General features: G+C 35.9%; 15 protein-coding genes. 5 read left to right on the top strand and 10 right to left on the bottom strand.

Annotated elements, in window-relative coordinates; translation table 11 throughout:
• Window positions 1–98: 98 nt before the first annotated feature.
• Complete coding sequence (locus BELBA_RS17165) at window positions 99–3,323, top strand: UvrD-helicase domain-containing protein (RefSeq protein ID WP_014773942.1); 3,225 nt, start codon at window positions 99–101, stop codon at window positions 3,321–3,323.
• Here BELBA_RS17165 and BELBA_RS17160 read toward each other — a convergent pair.
• Together BELBA_RS17160 and BELBA_RS17155 are read right to left on the bottom strand one after the other, a co-directional pair.
• The gene (locus BELBA_RS17160; protein ID WP_014773941.1) at window positions 3,313–3,633 is read right to left on the bottom strand and encodes a type II toxin-antitoxin system RelE/ParE family toxin; all 321 of its coding nucleotides are present in this window, start codon (window positions 3,631–3,633) and stop codon (window positions 3,313–3,315) included. The genes BELBA_RS17165 and BELBA_RS17160 overlap by 11 nt on opposite strands.
• Window positions 3,630–3,851 (bottom strand): addiction module protein, encoded by a 222-nt coding sequence (locus BELBA_RS17155; RefSeq protein WP_014773940.1) that lies wholly within the window; start codon window positions 3,849–3,851, stop codon window positions 3,630–3,632. Before BELBA_RS17155 ends, BELBA_RS17160 begins: the two co-directional genes overlap by 4 nt.
• A gap of 211 nt (window positions 3,852–4,062) precedes the next feature.
• Here BELBA_RS17155 and BELBA_RS17150 point away from each other — a divergent pair, with 211 nt between their 5' ends.
• Window positions 4,063–6,921 carry a PD-(D/E)XK nuclease family protein gene (locus BELBA_RS17150; protein ID WP_014773939.1) on the top strand — a complete coding sequence of 953 codons (2,859 nt, stop codon included), beginning with the start codon at window positions 4,063–4,065 and terminating at the stop codon, window positions 6,919–6,921.
• Between the two features lie 24 nt (window positions 6,922–6,945).
• On the opposite strand, the gene proC is transcribed toward BELBA_RS17150, so the two are convergent.
• Entirely contained in the window at window positions 6,946–7,749 is an 804-nt protein-coding gene (gene proC / locus BELBA_RS17145) for a pyrroline-5-carboxylate reductase (protein ID WP_014773938.1), read from the bottom strand.
• 234 nt (window positions 7,750–7,983) lie between these two features.
• Between proC and BELBA_RS17140 the strand changes: the two genes are divergently transcribed.
• Genes BELBA_RS17140 through BELBA_RS17130 form a run of 3 tightly spaced genes read left to right on the top strand, consistent with a single transcriptional unit; the run spans window position 7,984 to window position 9,311 of the window.
• Entirely contained in the window at window positions 7,984–8,364 is a 381-nt protein-coding gene (locus BELBA_RS17140) for a hypothetical protein (protein ID WP_014773937.1), read from the top strand.
• On the top strand, window positions 8,354–8,554 hold the full coding sequence (locus BELBA_RS17135) for a helix-turn-helix transcriptional regulator (RefSeq protein WP_014773936.1): 201 nt from the start codon (window positions 8,354–8,356) through the stop codon (window positions 8,552–8,554). The genes BELBA_RS17140 and BELBA_RS17135 overlap by 11 nt, the downstream gene beginning before the upstream one ends.
• A 25-nt stretch (window positions 8,555–8,579) precedes the next feature.
• Complete coding sequence (locus BELBA_RS17130; RefSeq protein WP_014773935.1) at window positions 8,580–9,311, top strand: hypothetical protein; 732 nt, start codon at window positions 8,580–8,582, stop codon at window positions 9,309–9,311.
• Window positions 9,312–9,350: 39 nt separating this feature from the next.
• Here the strand turns inward: BELBA_RS17130 and BELBA_RS17125 are convergent, their stop codons facing one another.
• The 7 genes from BELBA_RS17125 to BELBA_RS17095 all read right to left on the bottom strand — a co-directional run bounded on the left by BELBA_RS17125 (window position 9,351) and on the right by BELBA_RS17095 (window position 16,904).
• A complete protein-coding gene (locus BELBA_RS17125) occupies window positions 9,351–10,568 on the bottom strand; it encodes an ATP-grasp domain-containing protein (RefSeq protein ID WP_014773934.1) in 1,218 nt (405 codons plus the stop codon).
• 3 nt (window positions 10,569–10,571) lie between these two features.
• Window positions 10,572–12,002: a leucyl aminopeptidase family protein gene (locus BELBA_RS17120; protein WP_014773933.1), complete on the bottom strand. Its 1,431-nt coding sequence runs from the start codon at window positions 12,000–12,002 to the stop codon at window positions 10,572–10,574.
• A 137-nt stretch (window positions 12,003–12,139) separates the two neighbouring features.
• The gene (locus tag BELBA_RS17115; protein ID WP_014773932.1) at window positions 12,140–13,270 is read right to left on the bottom strand and encodes an alpha/beta hydrolase; all 1,131 of its coding nucleotides are present in this window, start codon (window positions 13,268–13,270) and stop codon (window positions 12,140–12,142) included.
• A 25-nt stretch (window positions 13,271–13,295) separates the two neighbouring features.
• The gene (locus BELBA_RS17110) at window positions 13,296–13,793 is read right to left on the bottom strand and encodes a hypothetical protein (protein ID WP_014773931.1); all 498 of its coding nucleotides are present in this window, start codon (window positions 13,791–13,793) and stop codon (window positions 13,296–13,298) included.
• Window positions 13,790–14,506 (bottom strand): 16S rRNA (uracil(1498)-N(3))-methyltransferase, encoded by a 717-nt coding sequence (locus tag BELBA_RS17105; RefSeq protein ID WP_014773930.1) that lies wholly within the window; start codon window positions 14,504–14,506, stop codon window positions 13,790–13,792. The genes BELBA_RS17110 and BELBA_RS17105 overlap by 4 nt, the downstream gene beginning before the upstream one ends.
• A gap of 151 nt (window positions 14,507–14,657) precedes the next feature.
• A complete protein-coding gene (locus tag BELBA_RS17100) occupies window positions 14,658–16,433 on the bottom strand; it encodes a DEAD/DEAH box helicase (protein ID WP_014773929.1) in 1,776 nt (591 codons plus the stop codon).
• Window positions 16,434–16,643: 210 nt separating this feature from the next.
• A complete protein-coding gene (locus tag BELBA_RS17095; protein WP_014773928.1) occupies window positions 16,644–16,904 on the bottom strand; it encodes an acyl-CoA-binding protein in 261 nt (86 codons plus the stop codon).
• Between the last annotated feature and the right edge of the window lie 75 nt (window positions 16,905–16,979).

Here is a 16,979-nt window from a genome sequence, read left to right as displayed (position 1 = left end):
TTCATGTTTTGGAGAGCTTATTTATTTCAGACATCTACTGTCATTCATTTTTTTCTTTAGCTTAATTAAGTTTGTTTTGCTTATCTTAATTTTTGATTATGGCAGATAGACCTTTTATCATTTACAAATCTTCAGCAGGCTCGGGTAAGACATATACGCTTACCATGGAGTATCTTAAACTTGCCCTCAAAAACCCAGAGAATTTCAGGTCAATATTGGCGGTAACTTTTACCAATAAGGCTACGCAAGAAATGAAAGAGCGGATCATCAAAGAACTGAAACGCCTAAAAATCGATGTCAAGCCAAATGAGAAAATGGATAGTGAAATCATGGCTGCGCTTGGTCTCTCTGTTGAAGAGCTTCAACTTCGTGCTTCGCAAACATTGACTGCTATCCTGCATGATTTTTCGCGATTTTCTGTCAATACTATTGATAGTTTTTTTCAAAAAGTAGTGCGTGCATTTGCTAGAGAGATGGATCTCAATGCCAAATTTGAAGTGGAATTAGATCAAGATGCTGTTCTAGAAAAAGTAGTCGATCGTGTAGTGATGCAGGTGATGGATGATGAGTTTCTGCACAAATGGCTCGTAGATTATGCTGTAGAACAGATCCAAAATGGGAAATCTTGGGATATAAGAAAAAACATTAAAGAACTCGGAAGACAGATATTCCAGGAGGATTTCAAGAAATATGCTCCTGAAATCAGAGAGTTTTTGAAGGATAAAAATAACATCACCGAACTTCAAAGTTACATAAAGGAAAGAAAGACTAATATTCTCAAAATTGCCTTAGAACTTAAAAACCAAGCTACTCAAATTCGAATTGCAAATGGTCTAGATTGGACAGATTTTGCAGGTTCTTCGAGATCTTTTGCACTTAAATTTGATCAGTTAGGGGATAGAAAATATCCAATTCCCAGTTTATCTGATTTGCAACAAGACTTAGCATTTGGAGAAGATGGTTGGTTTTCTAAAACGAGTAAAAGCAAAGATGCAATCATCGCATCTTATCATCAAGGTTTAGGTCAGATTCTCGGACAATTCCGACCATTAGAAATCAAGTGGAATACCTTGGAAGTGATAGGGAAAAATATTTATGTTTTTGGAATTTTTAGAAATATGCTCGAGGAGCTTATTACTTTAAAAGATGAAGAAAATATGCTTCTGATCTCTGATGCAAATGAATTTCTCAAAGAGATAACTAAAGAGAATGATGCTCCTTTCATCTATGAAAAGGTAGGTAATCAATATAAAAACTATCTAATTGATGAGTTTCAGGATACATCAGGATTCCAATGGGCAAGTTTCAAACCACTTTTGGAAAATTCACTTGCGCAAGGTCACACCAACTTGCTTGTAGGTGATGTGAAGCAATCGATTTATAGATGGAGAGGTGGAGAAATGAAATTGCTTTTAGAGCGAGTGGAAGAGGAGATGGGTAAAGGTAATGTTCAAAATAACAATTTAGATACAAATTTCAGAAGCCTCCCAAATATTATCAATTTTAACAATTCTATTTTTAAATCACTTTCAAAATCCTTTGAAGAGACTTTAAGCTCAAGCTATGGAGCAGATGATCGGGGAATCATTTCCAAAGCATATCAAGATGTCAAACAGAGAATTTCTGAAAGAAAAGCAACTTCTGAATTTAAAGGGAAAGTTCAAATTTCATTCTTAGAAGAAGATAAAGAACTTGAGGATGACGGGAAATTTGATGCGCTGGCTTTATCCAAATTGCCTCAAATGGTCACGGAACTTCAAGATAAGGGCTACGAATTAAAAGATATAGCATTCTTGGTTAGGAGAAAATCAGAAGGCGAAGCGATTGCGGATACTTTGATGACTTATGGTGCTGAAAATGTAGATACACGATACAGCTTTGATGTGCTCTCTGATGAAAGCATGTTCCTTTTCAAAGCAGCTTCTGTGAAAGCACTTGTTGCGGGTTTGAAATACTTGAATAATCCCGAAGATCAAGTTCAATTCAAAACCATGTGGTATTACCGCTCAGTTTTGGCAAGTAAGGAGGTAAATCATGAACTTTTTGCTTTGGACAAAATTCCAGAGCACATGAAGCAAAAAGTCAATAAGTTTGTCAAAAATGAAATGCTTTTACTTCAATTGCCATTGATAGAAGCTGTAGAGGAATTGATCGAAATTCTTGACTTACAAAGTTTTGGTTTGGAAAGGGCCTATATCTCAGGATTTAAAGAAGCTATTTATGATTTCACTACGAACAATAGGGCGGATCTATCTGGATTTCTAGCCTGGTGGGATGAAAATCAAAGTAAAAGGACGGTCAAGATCCCTGATGGACATAATGCAATGAGGATTTTGACTATTCATAAGTCCAAAGGCCTTCAATTTAAGGTTGTCATCATGCCGTTTTTAAAATGGGATATTTTTGATACTCGAAAATCAAACGTAGTTTGGGCACCTTTTGAGGACAGAGAAAAGCAGTTAGAAGCAATTATTCCTTTAACTATGAATTCTACTCTTGCTAAATCAGATTTTGCGGATATTTATGCTGAGGAGGCTGTAATGGCATATTTGGATAGTCTAAATATGATCTATGTAGCTTTGACTAGGGCAGAAGATGTGTTTTTAGGAATAGCTCCATTTAAGGAAAAAATTACAAGCCAAAATTATCTTCAAGCGCAACTCCAACAAGTTTTGACACAAAGTAAAGATGATGAAGGAGGACTTTGCTTATCGGATTTTTATGATTCTGAAACCAAAGTTTTTGAATTTGGAGATTGGCCGAAGGGAATAGAAAGAGAGATTTTAGAAAAAAAACTGAGCGATTTAAGATGGTCTTATCAGAATTGGACACAGCTCTTGAAAGTAAAAAAGTATGCCGTTGATTTTTCTGCGGAAGGATTGGACCAGCGGAAGACGCAAAACTTTGGTTTGATGGTACATGAAATTCTTGAAATTTCAAAAAGTAAAGAGGATACCAAGCTTAACTTAGCCTCATTTTATTATGAAGGGAGATTGACACTTGAAGAAAAGGATGAAGTTGAAAAACAGCTTGATGTATTATTTTCGAACAGCCTTTTTGCATCTTGGTTTGAGGTAGATGGTGTATTGTTGGCTGAACAAGGAATTCTCCTTCCGGGAGGAAAAATGAAAAGACCTGATCGGATAATTCTCAAACAAGATCATGCTATGGTTGTAGACTTCAAAACTGGAGAACCTTACGAAAAGCATAAAGAGCAAGTGAGTGAGTATATGGATTTGGTTGCTCAACTGACTGGAAAGCCTGCATCGGGTTATTTATGTTATTTAGAAAATGGGGAGATAATCTCTGTTATCAATGATTGATTCTTTTTTCCCAGTCTCTAGGATTTTGACTTGGATGAAAAATACCTTCTATTTTTAATTGAAGTTTTTCTTGATCAATCCAAAAGTGTAAAAGATGCTGGAATGGTTTGACCTTGATCAATCTTATATTGGAGTATCTTATTTGGTAGTGAAAGGGATTTGATTTTATGTTTGAAATCGTTTTTTCAATCGATTTTAAGAATTTTTCTTTTATTTTTTCATTTTTCACAATGTTTAAAAAGTACTCAGTATTTTTATTAATATCTTGAGCTACTGAGGGATTAAATAAAACAGTATAATCTGGTTTCATTTTACTTCCTTAACAAGGTCTTCCCAAGAAACATATTCATCTTTTTTCATGGAAGCTATTCTTTTAAGAACTTCCTCTTTCTGCCATGCAGGAACTTCTTGATCACTATCATTGGTAGGGATTTCCTTTTCTTGAATTTTCTCTATTCCCATATTTTTCACTATATCCATGAAAAAGGAATAAAGATTTTCGGGAATATTAAGTGTTACCTGTTTCATAATTATCTCAATATATTAAAATTTGATCAAAAATAATGTGGATTGGTCGGTTGAAATCTAAATTTTTTTGATGTTTTTTTATTCTAATTTTTTAAAGTATTGGGTAAATCATCAATCTGAATCTTAAGTTTATTGAATTTCAAGTCAAGTAATGTCAATTACTTTTATTCCTTAAGTTTTTAACGTTTTTTTGTTTATTAACATCTCTTCCATGAACAGTTTTTTAAAAAATACAGCGCAAAGCATTTTGTCCAATCATCAGAATCTACAAGATCTCTGCATCATTCTTCCGAACAGACGAGCAGGACTTTTCTTTACGCAGCATCTTGGGACATTAATTAGTGATCCTATATGGCTTCCCGAAATCAAGACGATTGAAGATATATTTTATCAATATGCAGCACAAAGACCTGCTGATGATTTGACTTTAATTTTTGAATTATACAAAGTCTATCAAGGCATTCATCCCGAGCCAGAGCCATTTGATAAATTCTTTTTTTGGGGTGAGATGATCCTGAAAGATTTCAATGATTTGGATCAGTTTATAGCTAATGCCTCAAAGCTGTATCATCACCTCTCTGAAATCAAAGATTTAGAATCTGATCTGAGTTTCTTGAGTGAAAGTCAAATTGATTTGATCAAGCAGTTTTGGAGTTCTTTCCAACATCAAGACAAAAGCCATCAAGAGAAATTTTTGAAATTCTGGAAAATGCTCGGTCCATTGTATGCATCTTTCAGAGCTTCTTTGGAAGTTTCAGGATTGGCATATTCGGGAATGCTGTATCGAAAAGTAGTGGAAAATTTAAACACAATACAAAAACCTGAAAAGCAATTTATTTTTATCGGGTTCAATGCCTTTACTGCCACAGAAGAGAAATTAATCAAATTTTTCATTACAGAATTTGAGGCTAAGATTTATTGGGATATTGATGCTTATTATCTGAATGACAAAAACCAAGAAGCAGGTCTGTTTTTTAGAGAATATCAGAGAGATAAAGTATTTGGACCGACTTTTCCAGAGATTGTTCCAGAATATATCCAAACTAGAAAAGCAAAAATTCAAACCTATGCTACACCCCTAAAAACCAATCAAGCCAATTTGGTTGGATCGATACTAGGAGATATAGAAGATGATAAAGCTTGGGAAGAAACCGTTATCATTCTTCCTGATGAGCAGATGCTATTCCCGATTTTACATACGCTACCTTCCCATATTGACAAGGTCAATGTGACAATGGGTTACCCTGTCAAAAATGCTCCTGTCTATGCTTTTTTGGAGGCAGTATTGGAGATGCAACGCTATGTCAAGGTAGAAGAGGGAAAAGTCTTATTCTACCACAAAGCGGTCAAAGATCTGCTTTCATCCATCTATTTGAAATCTGCCAATCAAGCGCATACGAAGTATCTTTTTATAGAAATGCAGGAAAAAAATCAGATTTATATTTCCCAAGAAGAACTTCATCAAGGAGGGGACTTCTTTAAAATAATCTTTCAGAAACTCAGTTCTGAAAAGCTTTTTGGATATGTCTCTACATTAATGGAAGAATTGGCAAACAGATTGGAGGAAGAACCGCTTCAAAAATCCTATCTCTATCAATGTTTCAAACAGTTGAATAGATTGCAGGCGATATTCGAGCAAGAACAAGCTACAAAGGTTGATATCGAGTTTTTTATCCGACTATTCAGACAGATTTTTAGAGAAGTGAAGTTGCCATTTGAAGGTGAACCACTACAAGGTTTACAAATCATGGGGGTTTTGGAATCTAGGAATTTGGATTTTAAGCGGGTCATTATTTGCAATATGAATGAAGACAGTTTTCCACCTTCAGCGGGCTTAAATTCCATGATTCCCTTCAATATTAGAAGAGCTTTTGGGCTGCCAGTTCAAGAGCAAAATGATGCGATTTATGCCTATACCTTTTACCGTCTGCTACATAGTGCTGAGGAAGTCCACATGATCTATACGACAGCTTCAGACCAGGGAAAAGCGGGTGAAAAGAGTCGCTATATTCAGCAAATGATGGTGGAAATGGGTTTGTCACACGAGGAAGAAGTGATCTATGTTCCTATTGATTTAAAAAATACTGGAGAAATTAATATTGAAAAAGAGCCAGAAATAACACAAATCTTAGAGCGATATGTAGTTCAAGAAAACGGTAAATCGATCACGGCTTTTTCACCTTCAGCGCTGAGCGTTTATTTGGATTGTAGGTTAAAGTTTTATCTGCAGTATATTGCAAATATACAGGAGGAAGATGAAGTCAAAGAGGAAATTGATGCCGCTGTTTTTGGAAATCTTGCCCATTACAGCATGGAATTTCTTTATAAAGGTTTTCAAGAAAGAAGTGGAAGAGATACACTGGAGAAGGATGATTTCAAATCATTGAAAGAAAAGTGGGTTTTTCCAGCCATCGAACTGGGAATTAGAAAATTCTACCATCTTGAAGAAAATGCCGAGACCAAGTTGAGTGGTCAGATGGCTATCGTGAAAGATGTTTTGCAGAAGTATATTTTTAGACTTTTGGAAATTGATGAAGATTCTGCTCCAATTAAAATTCTCTCTATGGAAAAGGCCCATCAAGCCCAATTTAAAATCAATACTGTCCAAGGGCCTCGTTCAATTTCTTTGAGAGGATTGATAGATAGGGTAGATGAACAAAATGGGTCGATCCGATTGATTGATTATAAATCAGGAGCGGATAAAAAGGATTTTCCTAGTACAGCAAGTTTATTTGATAGGGAAGATTCTAAAAGAAATAAAGCTGCCATGCAAACGATGTATTATGGCTTGCTTTTTCAGGCCATGCATCCGGAAAATTCACTTCCACTAAAACCTGCGATTTTCAATTTCAAGGAAATTTTTAAAGACGATTTCAATCCTTACCTACAGGAAAAAGAGTCTCGGAAAGCAGGCGTTGAGGTCAACGATTACAAAGATTATCAACAGGAATATGAAGCAGGTTTGCGAGGTTTGTTAGAAGAACTTTATGATCCTGAAGTTGCATTCAATCAGACCGATGACCTAAAGAAATGTGCTTATTGCCCCTATATTGGGATTTGTGGAAGGTAATGGATTGATCAAATATAATTTTGATTAATCCTTGGCGATCTTTTCATAAGAAGCTAAGACGCCTCTCACCATGGCAGAAGAGAAGCCTTGATGTTCCATTTCATTGAGTCCGACAATGGTACATCCTTTTGGTGTCGTAACCTTGTCAATTGCTTCTTCTGGATGCATGTTTTTTTGGATCATCAATTCTGCGGCTCCTTTGACGGTTTGGTTTACAATCTGGGAAGCTGTCTTTGCATCAAACCCAATCTGAATGCCTCCCTGAATCATCGCTCGCATAAACCTCAAAACATATGCGATTCCGCATGCACCAAGCACAGTAGCTGCTTCCATCAAGGACTCATCAATAGTAATAGAAAAACCAATATGATTGAAAAGTTGCTTCACCAATTCATCTGATTCAAGGATATTATTTCTCCCACATATACAAGTGATAGATTCTTGGATGTCAGCTGCAATGTTAGGCATAGCGCGGTACACCACCATATCTGAAGAAACCACTTCATACATTTCGTCCAAAGTCACTCCAGTTGCCAAGGAGATAATTGTATGTTTTTTGGGGTCTAAAGCAGGTTTGATTTCTTTTAAAATAGCAGCAACATTATAAGGTTTTACTCCAAGGATGATGATGTCAGACTCTTTTGTTGCCAACACATTATCTGAGTGAACACGAACACCTTTATCTTGAAGATATAAGAGATTAGCTGGGTTTCTCTTCGTCAGGTGTAAGTTTTGAGCTGAAAAATCTGCTTGCTCAAGTAATCCATTTGCAATGGATGTTCCCAAGTTGCCGCAGCCAATGATTGCTATTTTAAGTGATGAATTCATGGTTTAAACTAGGTTTGATTCGAAGTTAAGAAATTTGGTGTTTTTGTTGATGATTAATCAAAAAAACGTTTGATTGATCTTAGAATTATAAAATTTATAGTCGAATAATTAGTGATTATATAAGTAATATTTTGAGCTATTGGCTTTGGGTAGTTTTTCATAAAAGAAAAATATAGCAAGTCTATTTGATATTATGTAAAGTTTGTTTTACATTTGGTAAAATAAATTTGACTTGTGATCCCCAACTATTTATTACCTAGCTATTTCAAATCTATTGGATTTTCTATATTTCTTTTCTCGGTCTTTGGTCATTTGATATTTGGCTATTACTATTTCCTGCTGCTGATGAGTTTAGCATTTTTTGGCTTATTCATCATCGCATCAGCAAAAGAAAAAATTGAAGATGAAATGATTCAATCTGTTCGGTTGAAGTCTCTTCAAACTGCCGTGTTTATACAAGTTCTATTCATCTTAGGATTTTCTTTATTTGATGAATGGAGAGCTGAGGGTCTTGTGAATTTGCCCATACCGGCTGTTTTGGTCGGGATTATCTTTATTGGGATTTACCTTTTTGTTTTCTACTATCAACTTTATTTCAAAAACAATGAAGAATAGTCTCAAGGTAGAGCGCGCCAAAAAGGATATGACTCAGCAAGATTTGGCTGATCGGATTGGGGTGAGTAGGCAAACGATCAATTCGATTGAAGCAGGAAAATATGTTCCATCAACGGTACTTGCTTTAAAAATTGCTCAAAACTTTGAAGTATCTGTAGAAGATATCTTTACACTGGAAGAAAATGACTGATTTCAAAAAATAAACAAAAAATAGCATGAAAAAGATAAAAGTAGTATTACTCGGAGTTTTAATGTTGCTTTCGATAGCATCATTTGTAATCAAATATGAAACGCTAAAAACAGAAGGACCAAGACAAGAAGCGGTTATTCTTGAGAAGAATGACAGATTTGAGTTAGAATTGCATAGAGAAAAGTTTCTAACTGCTTTCGAAACAAAAGGCTCTGCTTGGGGTCCACAATTAATTCAAAAATCAGGATCTTTTGAAGAGGTGATGGCTGTTCTATTGGATACTCCATACCTGGAGTTTGAAGAAGGGGATAAACGGAAATATAGATTGGATTTGAAAAGTTCAGTTCCTTTGGATGAAGTGAGAGAAGAAGTAGCTGCTTTAATTTTCAAAGAATTGAAATTGAAATCAACCAAAAGTACCTATGATTTAGAACTTTATGAAATAAGCATCTCAGATGAATCTATCATGAAGACTAAGATAGAAAGCATGGATGCTGGAGTGATGTCTTATTCTGATATCAAAAATGGAAAAGGAAAATATATCGGATTTACTTTGGATCAGTTGGCGAAAACATTAAATGAAAATCTAGAGAATAATATTTTCGTGGCGGCCTCTGAAGATCAATCAAAGAGAATTGGGATTGAAATCTCTAATATAAACAGTCTAGATAAAAATCTATCTGATATGAAGAGTCAAGGGTTTGCTGTCAAAACTGTCACCCAAAGTAAGGAGTTCTTGGTAATTTCTGCTGAATGAATTAAAAAGTGAGTGAAATGCCGTTTGGTATTTCACTCACTAATGAAATTTTTTGAGTTGCTCAGGATCAGCGGTGGTTGAAAAGTCTTTTGTTAATCTCTCAGCATAATTATCTAGCAGTTCTCTCACCTTTGCATGTTTTTTTGATCGGATGATCAAGCCAGCATGATAGTCTAAGGGAACCCTAAAACACACTTCAGCATCATCAAATGATGATAAATCTGGCTTTTCAAACTTGGAAAGTGTCAAAACAATTCCAGCATATTCTTTTCGTTTTTTTGGAAGTTGATATTCCTGTCCACGAGCAAGCGCATTTTCTATTTTCGCCCATTCTGCCCATAAATTAATCCCCGTAGCTCCTTCCACCATTTCAGCTAGATGTGCACCGCCAACTCTACTGGATGTTTCTAAAAAATAGATTTCCCCATCTTCTCTGTTTTTTATGAATTCTGTATGAGTAGCTCCACTTTTCATTCCAAAAGCCTTCATGACTTGTACGTTGGCTTTTTGGATGGCTTTGTCATCATCAGAATTGTACTCGATGTTGGCACTTCTGAAAATTCCTCCTCCTTGGGAAATTTCCATTGGGGTGGCCAAATATTTTGAAACTGTGCAAGAAAGTGTTTTTCCCTCCAGGTTTAATCCATCAGCATGATAAACGTCTCCAGGTTTGAATTGCTCCACAAGGTATCGAATTCTATTTTCACCCAATTCATGGACATGTTTCCAAAGATTTTCCTTGTCATGAACTTTGATGATACCATTTGCTGAGGCTTCGGATCTTGGTTTTAAAACCCAAGGTGCAGCAACTGTATCTGCAAAGTGATTGATTTCTTCGTCATTGAAAAGTGCTGAGAACGCTGGAACAAGAACGCCAGCATCTTTTGCTCTCATTCTCATGGCGAGCTTATCTCTAAAATATCGACCGGTTGTTTGACCCATACCTGGAATTCTTAGGTTTTCCCTGAGAAAGGTTGCTTTCTCCACATCATAATCATCCAAGGCAATGATGGATTCAATTTTGTTAGCTTTCATCAAATCAGCAACCCCGAGGAGCAAATGCTCTAGATTCCAATCCAAATCCTGTCCTGACATATAAAAAACTTCCTCCAAATGCTCGTGTGGCCAAGGTTTTTCTTTGAGTTTTTCAGAAGTAATCAAATAGACTTTGTTTCCTAAAATGTTCAGTTGCTTCATAAAATCTCCACCTTTGAAAAAGTTAGAAATGCAGATAAAAGTTTTGGTATCGGTGTTCATAGGTTATAAGTTTTGCAACAATTTAACAATTAAATGGACACCATAAGCAGTAGCATGTTTGGTTTTTGCAAATTCAGAATCTCCAAAAGCAGTACCAGCGATGTCAAGATGTGCCCAAGAAGGATGGTTTTCTGTAAAAGCTTCCAAAAATTTAGCAGCGGTAATCGCACCTGCTACAGGTTTGCCATTGTAATTTTTGATGTCTGCAATTTCACTATCCATCTCAGATTTGTAACTGTCCCAAAGGGGGAGTGGCCACATTCTTTCACTGATTTGATCTCCTGCATTTTGTAGATTCTCTGAAAGTACTTTGTCATTTGTAAATAAAGCTGCACAATTATAACCAAATGTTCCCACGGCACTTCCTGTCAAGGTAGCAAAGTCAAGAACGTGATCATTTTTGTAGTTTTTGACTAAATAGGAGAGTCCATCTGCGAGGATTAGTCTACCTTCTGCATCTGTATCGATGATTTCTATGGTTTTGCCACTATAGCTTCCGATCACGTCAGAAGGGAGAAATGAAAGGCTATCAACAGCATTTTCCACGCAAGGCACAATCGCAGTCACATCATAAGGCAACTTCAAATCTGCGATAGCTTGCAGAGCTCCCAGAACTGTTGCAGCTCCTCCCATATCGCATTTCATGTGTACCATTCCTGCAGTTTTGATATTCAATCCACCGGTATCAAATGTGACTCCTTTGCCAACTAATCCAAGGTGTTTTTTGGGATTTTCAACTCTGTATTCCGCAATGATAAATTGAGGAGCTCTGTCAATATCACTTCCTTGACTCACTGCCAAAAAAGCTTTCAATCCTATTTTTGCGGCAGCTTCTCTACCTAAGACTTCTAATCCAAAACCATATTTTTCAGATGCTTCCTTTGTCCAATCACTCAAATAGGATGGAGTAGCAGTATTGGGAGGTAAATCAACCAGTTTCATGCACTCCAATTGGGCTTCAGAGATTTTAATAATATCCTCAGAAAGCTTTTCAATAGTCTTTTCATTGGATAGAATTCCTAATTGGATAGAATCCCAGTCCTTTGATGATGTCTCTGATTTTTTAAAATGACTCAATCGATAGGAGCCTAACATCAAACCATTCAATGCAGCTTGTTGCTGTGTTGCAGTAAAATCAGCTGTAAAATATAAATCAATTTCATTCTCAATCAAATCCGCATGTTTTGCAGTGATTCTTCTAAAAGCAGTTAGAATTGAATTGTAGGTTGGTTCAGAACCTACACCTAAAAGAATATAGATTGTATTTGATTTTTCAAGTATAAACAGGCTGTCTTTTTTTCCAGAAAATACATTTTTGGATATCGTTGTTTCTAGAGAGTTAAGTGGCAATACTATACCAGAACTCTTCTCAAAAAATGGGATAATGACTAGCTTTCCAAGTTCAGAAGAAGCTGATTTGATTTTGATTTTCATATTATTGATGTCGAATTGCTAAAATTGAATTTCTTTAAAATTATTAAAGCATGCAGGCTAACTAACAATCTTAACTTGAATTAATAAAATTAGTTGAAATGTTTTGCTCTAATTCTATACTGATATTTTTTGATAATCTACTTATCCTCTTCTTTATTGCTAAAAAACAACCATTCTATTGCTTTTGGGAATTCATCACTCCAATAGCTTTCATTGTGCTTGCCTTCTTCATTGATAGAAAGTTTAATTTTCATTTTTTCTCTGAGAGCTTCATTTTTGAGAAGTTTTTTCTTAAACTTCTTCACATGCTTGATCATGGTTTCACTTTCATCTCCACCAGCATATAAATATATTTTTGTGTCAGCTGGGTCAAATAAATCTAAAAAGGCTAACTTAATTTTCGGTAAGACCCATAATGAAGGGGAGAAAATCATTAATTTCCCATAAACTTCCGGGTACATCATTCCGCTGAAAATACTTACCAATCCCCCCATAGAACTTCCACCGATTCCGGTAAATTCTCGTAGTGGTTTAGTTCTGAAGTTCTTATCGACAAATGGTTTTAAGGTATCTGTGATAAATCTGATGTACTTTTTTCCTTGACCTTTTCCGAGCAAAGTATTACCAACGTTGTATTCAATAATTCGCTCTTTTTCTGCATGTTCGACAGCGATGACAATAATTTTCCCAATACCATAATATGACATGACAGCGAGCTTTTTGTCAATTTGCCAGTTATCGTATGCTGCATTTTCATTGAAAAGATTTTGTGCATCTTGAAGGTAGAGTACAGGGTAGTTTTCGTTGGAAGTTTCGTAGTCGTGGGGGAGGAGAGCCCAGATTTTTCTAGTTTTGTTCAGTTGGGGAATTTCAAACTCCTCTGAGATCAAATGAATTTTTGGTAAATGTTCTTTTTGAAATGGAAGCCAATTTTTCCTCCATCTTGGTACATATTCCTCTCGAAAAACTTTAGATTCTGTAAGGACTCGATTTGGTGTTTTATTCCCATATCGGTCAATCTCTACCTCTGACCAATCACCTTTTGTAAATTTGTATTCTAAAGGAATCGGAAATTTAAAATTTTCGGGAAACTGAAAGCTGTATTTGCCAACTTCCAGTTTTGTCATTTGAAATTGCTTATCTTGAGTAAGCCAATGATTAAAATTGCCTGCGATAAAAACAGGCCTCTCGTCATCTTCATCCGTCTTTAGAATGAAAGTTAAGCCTTTTTTAGTGTTAGCTATCCTGTTTTCCTTGGGCAAAACCATTTTTTTTAAAATAATTTGTCGTGGGTTAAAACCTTACTGGAGATGTTCTGATTTCTGGCTCCGCTATCATGATATAGGATTCTCCTTCTTTGGCATGACAGGCATTACAGCCAGATGTGAGTGCCCTAAAACCCTTAAGAAATTCTTCTTTATCTTCTTTTTTGATGAGTGCTTCAATTGCTGGAATAGATTCTTTCATAAAACTCTCTGCAGACTCAGCTCTTTCAGGTCTTCTTTTTAATCCATCCTCCATTGCTTCAATGATGTGCTCTACTTGATGCTCAGCATATCCCCAATTCTCGTCCATCCCAGACCAATATAGTTCTGAATATCTGTATGAAACCTCCACCATAGTTCTACTAAAACCACCTAATTGATGTGCTACTTCTTCGAACTTTTCTTCGGAAGTCCCTTCTAACCAGCCTTCATGACCAACGGCTGTGCTTTTTTCTTCCGTCTGAGAGTTTGTTTGGCAAGCAAAAAATGTCACTAGTGCAAATAAATATAGAATTGTCTTTTTCATAGTTCTTTTAAATTATTTTTAAGTTGAATGGTATGTACTGCTGCTACACCTGCTGTTTCAGATCTTAGTCTGCTTTTTCCTAAAGAACAAGGTAAGAAATGATTGCCAAAAGCTAACTGAAGTTCCTGTTGAGAAAAGTCTCCTTCAGGCCCTATTAAAATCAGGTATGCATTATCAGGCTTGACTTTATCGAATAAATGACGATCATTTTCTTTGTCAACATAGGCGATGAATCTCTGATAGGTATTGAATTTGCTGTCTTGAACGAGCTCATTCATTGGTCTTACAGGGTTCAGTTTAGGAACACGTGTCTTTAGACTTTGTTTACAAGCAGCAATTATCTTTTTTTCTAGTCTTTCTAGTTTGAGGTGACTTCTTTCTGAATATTTAGATTCCATGAAGGTGATTTCATGAACACCAATTTCTGTCAATTTTTCCACCATCCATTCCATTCTTTCAGAATTTTTAGTTGGAGAAATCGCAAGGTGTATGTAATAGTCATCTTCTGGAAGAAATTCTCTTTCTTCAATTTTAATTTTAGCACTTTTAGGGTTGCTATCGAGGATGACACAATGAAAAAGACATCCTTTTCCATTGGTGAATTTAACACGATCTCCCTGAGTTTTTCTCAGGACTTTAATCAGGTGTTTTGATTCTTCTGAATCGAGTGTGAATTGATCATCACTTGTATGTTCATGGAAAAATAGTTGCATGGGCTTGAAATTTTTAACTGTTAGCTAAAATAAGTAATGCTTTTGATATGAACACATTTGGAAATAAATATCTATTATGATTTTACTCATAAGAACAAAAAAAAGCGTATCCCGAAGAGGATACGCTTTTGTTTATTTTTGATTGTAGCTATTAACCTTTTGAAATTTCAATATTTACAACTTTACCTTTTATCGTGTTGTCTCTCATCACGTTGATTACATGATCAGCATCTTTTTGAGGGACATCCACAAAAGAGAAGTTGTCAAATATATCAATTCCTCCAATGCTTTTTCCTGGTACGCCAGTTTCACCAGCGATAGCTCCAACGATATCATTTGGACGAATTCTATCTTTTGCACCAACATTAATAAAAAGGCGAGCCATTCCTGGTTCTCTTACGCCCTTTTCTCTTGAAGAAGTTCTTTCTCTCCTTGGTGCTCTTTCAGAACGATCGAATCTATCTCCACCTCTTTCAGAACGGTCTCTGCCAGAGAATCTGTCTCCTCTTTCGCTTCTTCCTCTTCCTCCAAAGTCTCTTTCTCCTCTTCTAGAACCTCTATCTCCACGGTCTCTATCTCTTCCTCCACCTAAATCTAGGCCGAAGTTTTGATCTTCCATTTCCTTGACAGTCTCTCCCATTTGCATTTTGATCAAACCTAATGCAACTTGCTCTATTGTCAAACCTTCAGCAAGCATCATTCCGATAGTTTCTTCAAAAAGCTGATTGTCTTCTACTTTGTTGATAGATGCATTTACATCCTTCACCAATGAAGCTTTTTTCAACTCCACCAAATCAGTTACTGAAGGGGGATCCATTTTATGGATTGTAGTCTTGATAAATTTCTCAAGATCTCTCAATCTATAAGTATCTTTTCTTCCAGTTACAAAACTCAAAGCCATACCTGATTTACCAGCTCTACCTGTTCTACCGATTCTGTGAACGTAGTTTTCTTCGTCTAATGGCAAATCATAATTGAATACTGCTTCCACATCATCCACATCTATACCTCTAGCTGCCACATCTGTAGCTACCAATACTGAGCAAGTTCCTTTTCTGAACTTATTCATTACTTTGGTTCTTTGCGCTTGAGAAAGATCACCATGCAAGGCCTCCGCCATAATTCCTTTAGAAATCAAGGACTCGGTTACTTCATCTGTAGATCTTTTTGTATTACAAAATACAACACTCAGCTTAAATTGATTCAGTTCCATCAGTCTAACCATCAACTCAATTCTTAAGCTTGGTCTTACTTCATAATAAGCTTGGGAAATATTCTCTACAGTTAATTCCTTTCTCAATACTTTCACAATCTCAGGATTGTTTTGGTATTTCCTTGTCAAGTCTAGAATTGGTTTTGGCATGGTTGCTGAGAAAAATACCGTTTGCCTCTCTTCTGGCATTGAGCTCAAAATGGTCTCAATATCATCTCTGAATCCCATATCCAACATCTCGTCAGCCTCATCCAAAACAATGATGCTAATTTGACTTAGATTAAGAGTTCTCCTTTGCATGTGGTCCATAATACGACCTGGTGTGCCCACTACAATCTGTACGCCTCTTTTTAAACTTTTGATTTGTCTATCAATAGACTCACCACCATAGATACATGTGCTGCTGATTCCTCTTTTATACTTAGATAGTTTGACGATTTCGCCTTCTACCTGTACAGCAAGTTCTCTTGTAGGGCATAGGATCAAAGCTTGTGGCTTGTTGATCGTTGGATCAACTTGATCGATGATTGGAATACCAAAAGACGCAGTCTTACCAGTTCCGGTTTGAGCTTGTCCGATGACATCTCTGCCATCAAGCAAAAGAGGTATAGATTGTGATTGAATTGTAGAAGGTTGGGTATAGCCCATATCTTCTACAGCCTTTAGGATTTCTGATGAAATCCCAAGGTCAGAGAATGTTAATTCTTGTTCCATGAAATGTTTCCTTACTCTTCTGAACCATGATTTCCTAGAAGCATCCCAAAGTAAGCGACAGTAAGGAAACCCACGGTTAGAAAAATGTTATAATTTTAATTCGGTTGCAAATGTAAAATTAATTATTTGGATTACCAATATATTCCTCAAAGTTTTTAGAATATTCTTAAAGAATTATCTTTTTTACTAAAGAAATATTTTGTTGACTAATCAAATGTATTTTGAAGAAATGCTATTAACAAAAGAAATGTATTGTTCTTGCGCTTCTTCTTTACTTTTTCCTATGTTATTAAGCCAGGCATTATGTTTTGCTGCAGCGATGAAATCAAATCCACCAGGAGTATCCCCCTTGTTATCACCTTCTGTGGCTTGTTTGTATAGGCCATAAAGTTTCAAAAGTTCTTCATTTGATGGCTTACTTGTAAATTTCTTCGTGAGAGCCAAAGCTTCATCTAAATTTGATGCAATCATATTAATTGAAATTTAAAAAAGACCTGAGGTTGAATAATCCTCAGGTCTTTTAATTTATTTTATAGGTTACTATTT

The organism is Belliella baltica DSM 15883 (assembly GCF_000265405.1).
Lineage (GTDB): Bacteria > Bacteroidota > Bacteroidia > Cytophagales > Cyclobacteriaceae > Belliella > Belliella baltica.
This window is presented reverse-complemented; position numbering and strand designations above follow the sequence as displayed.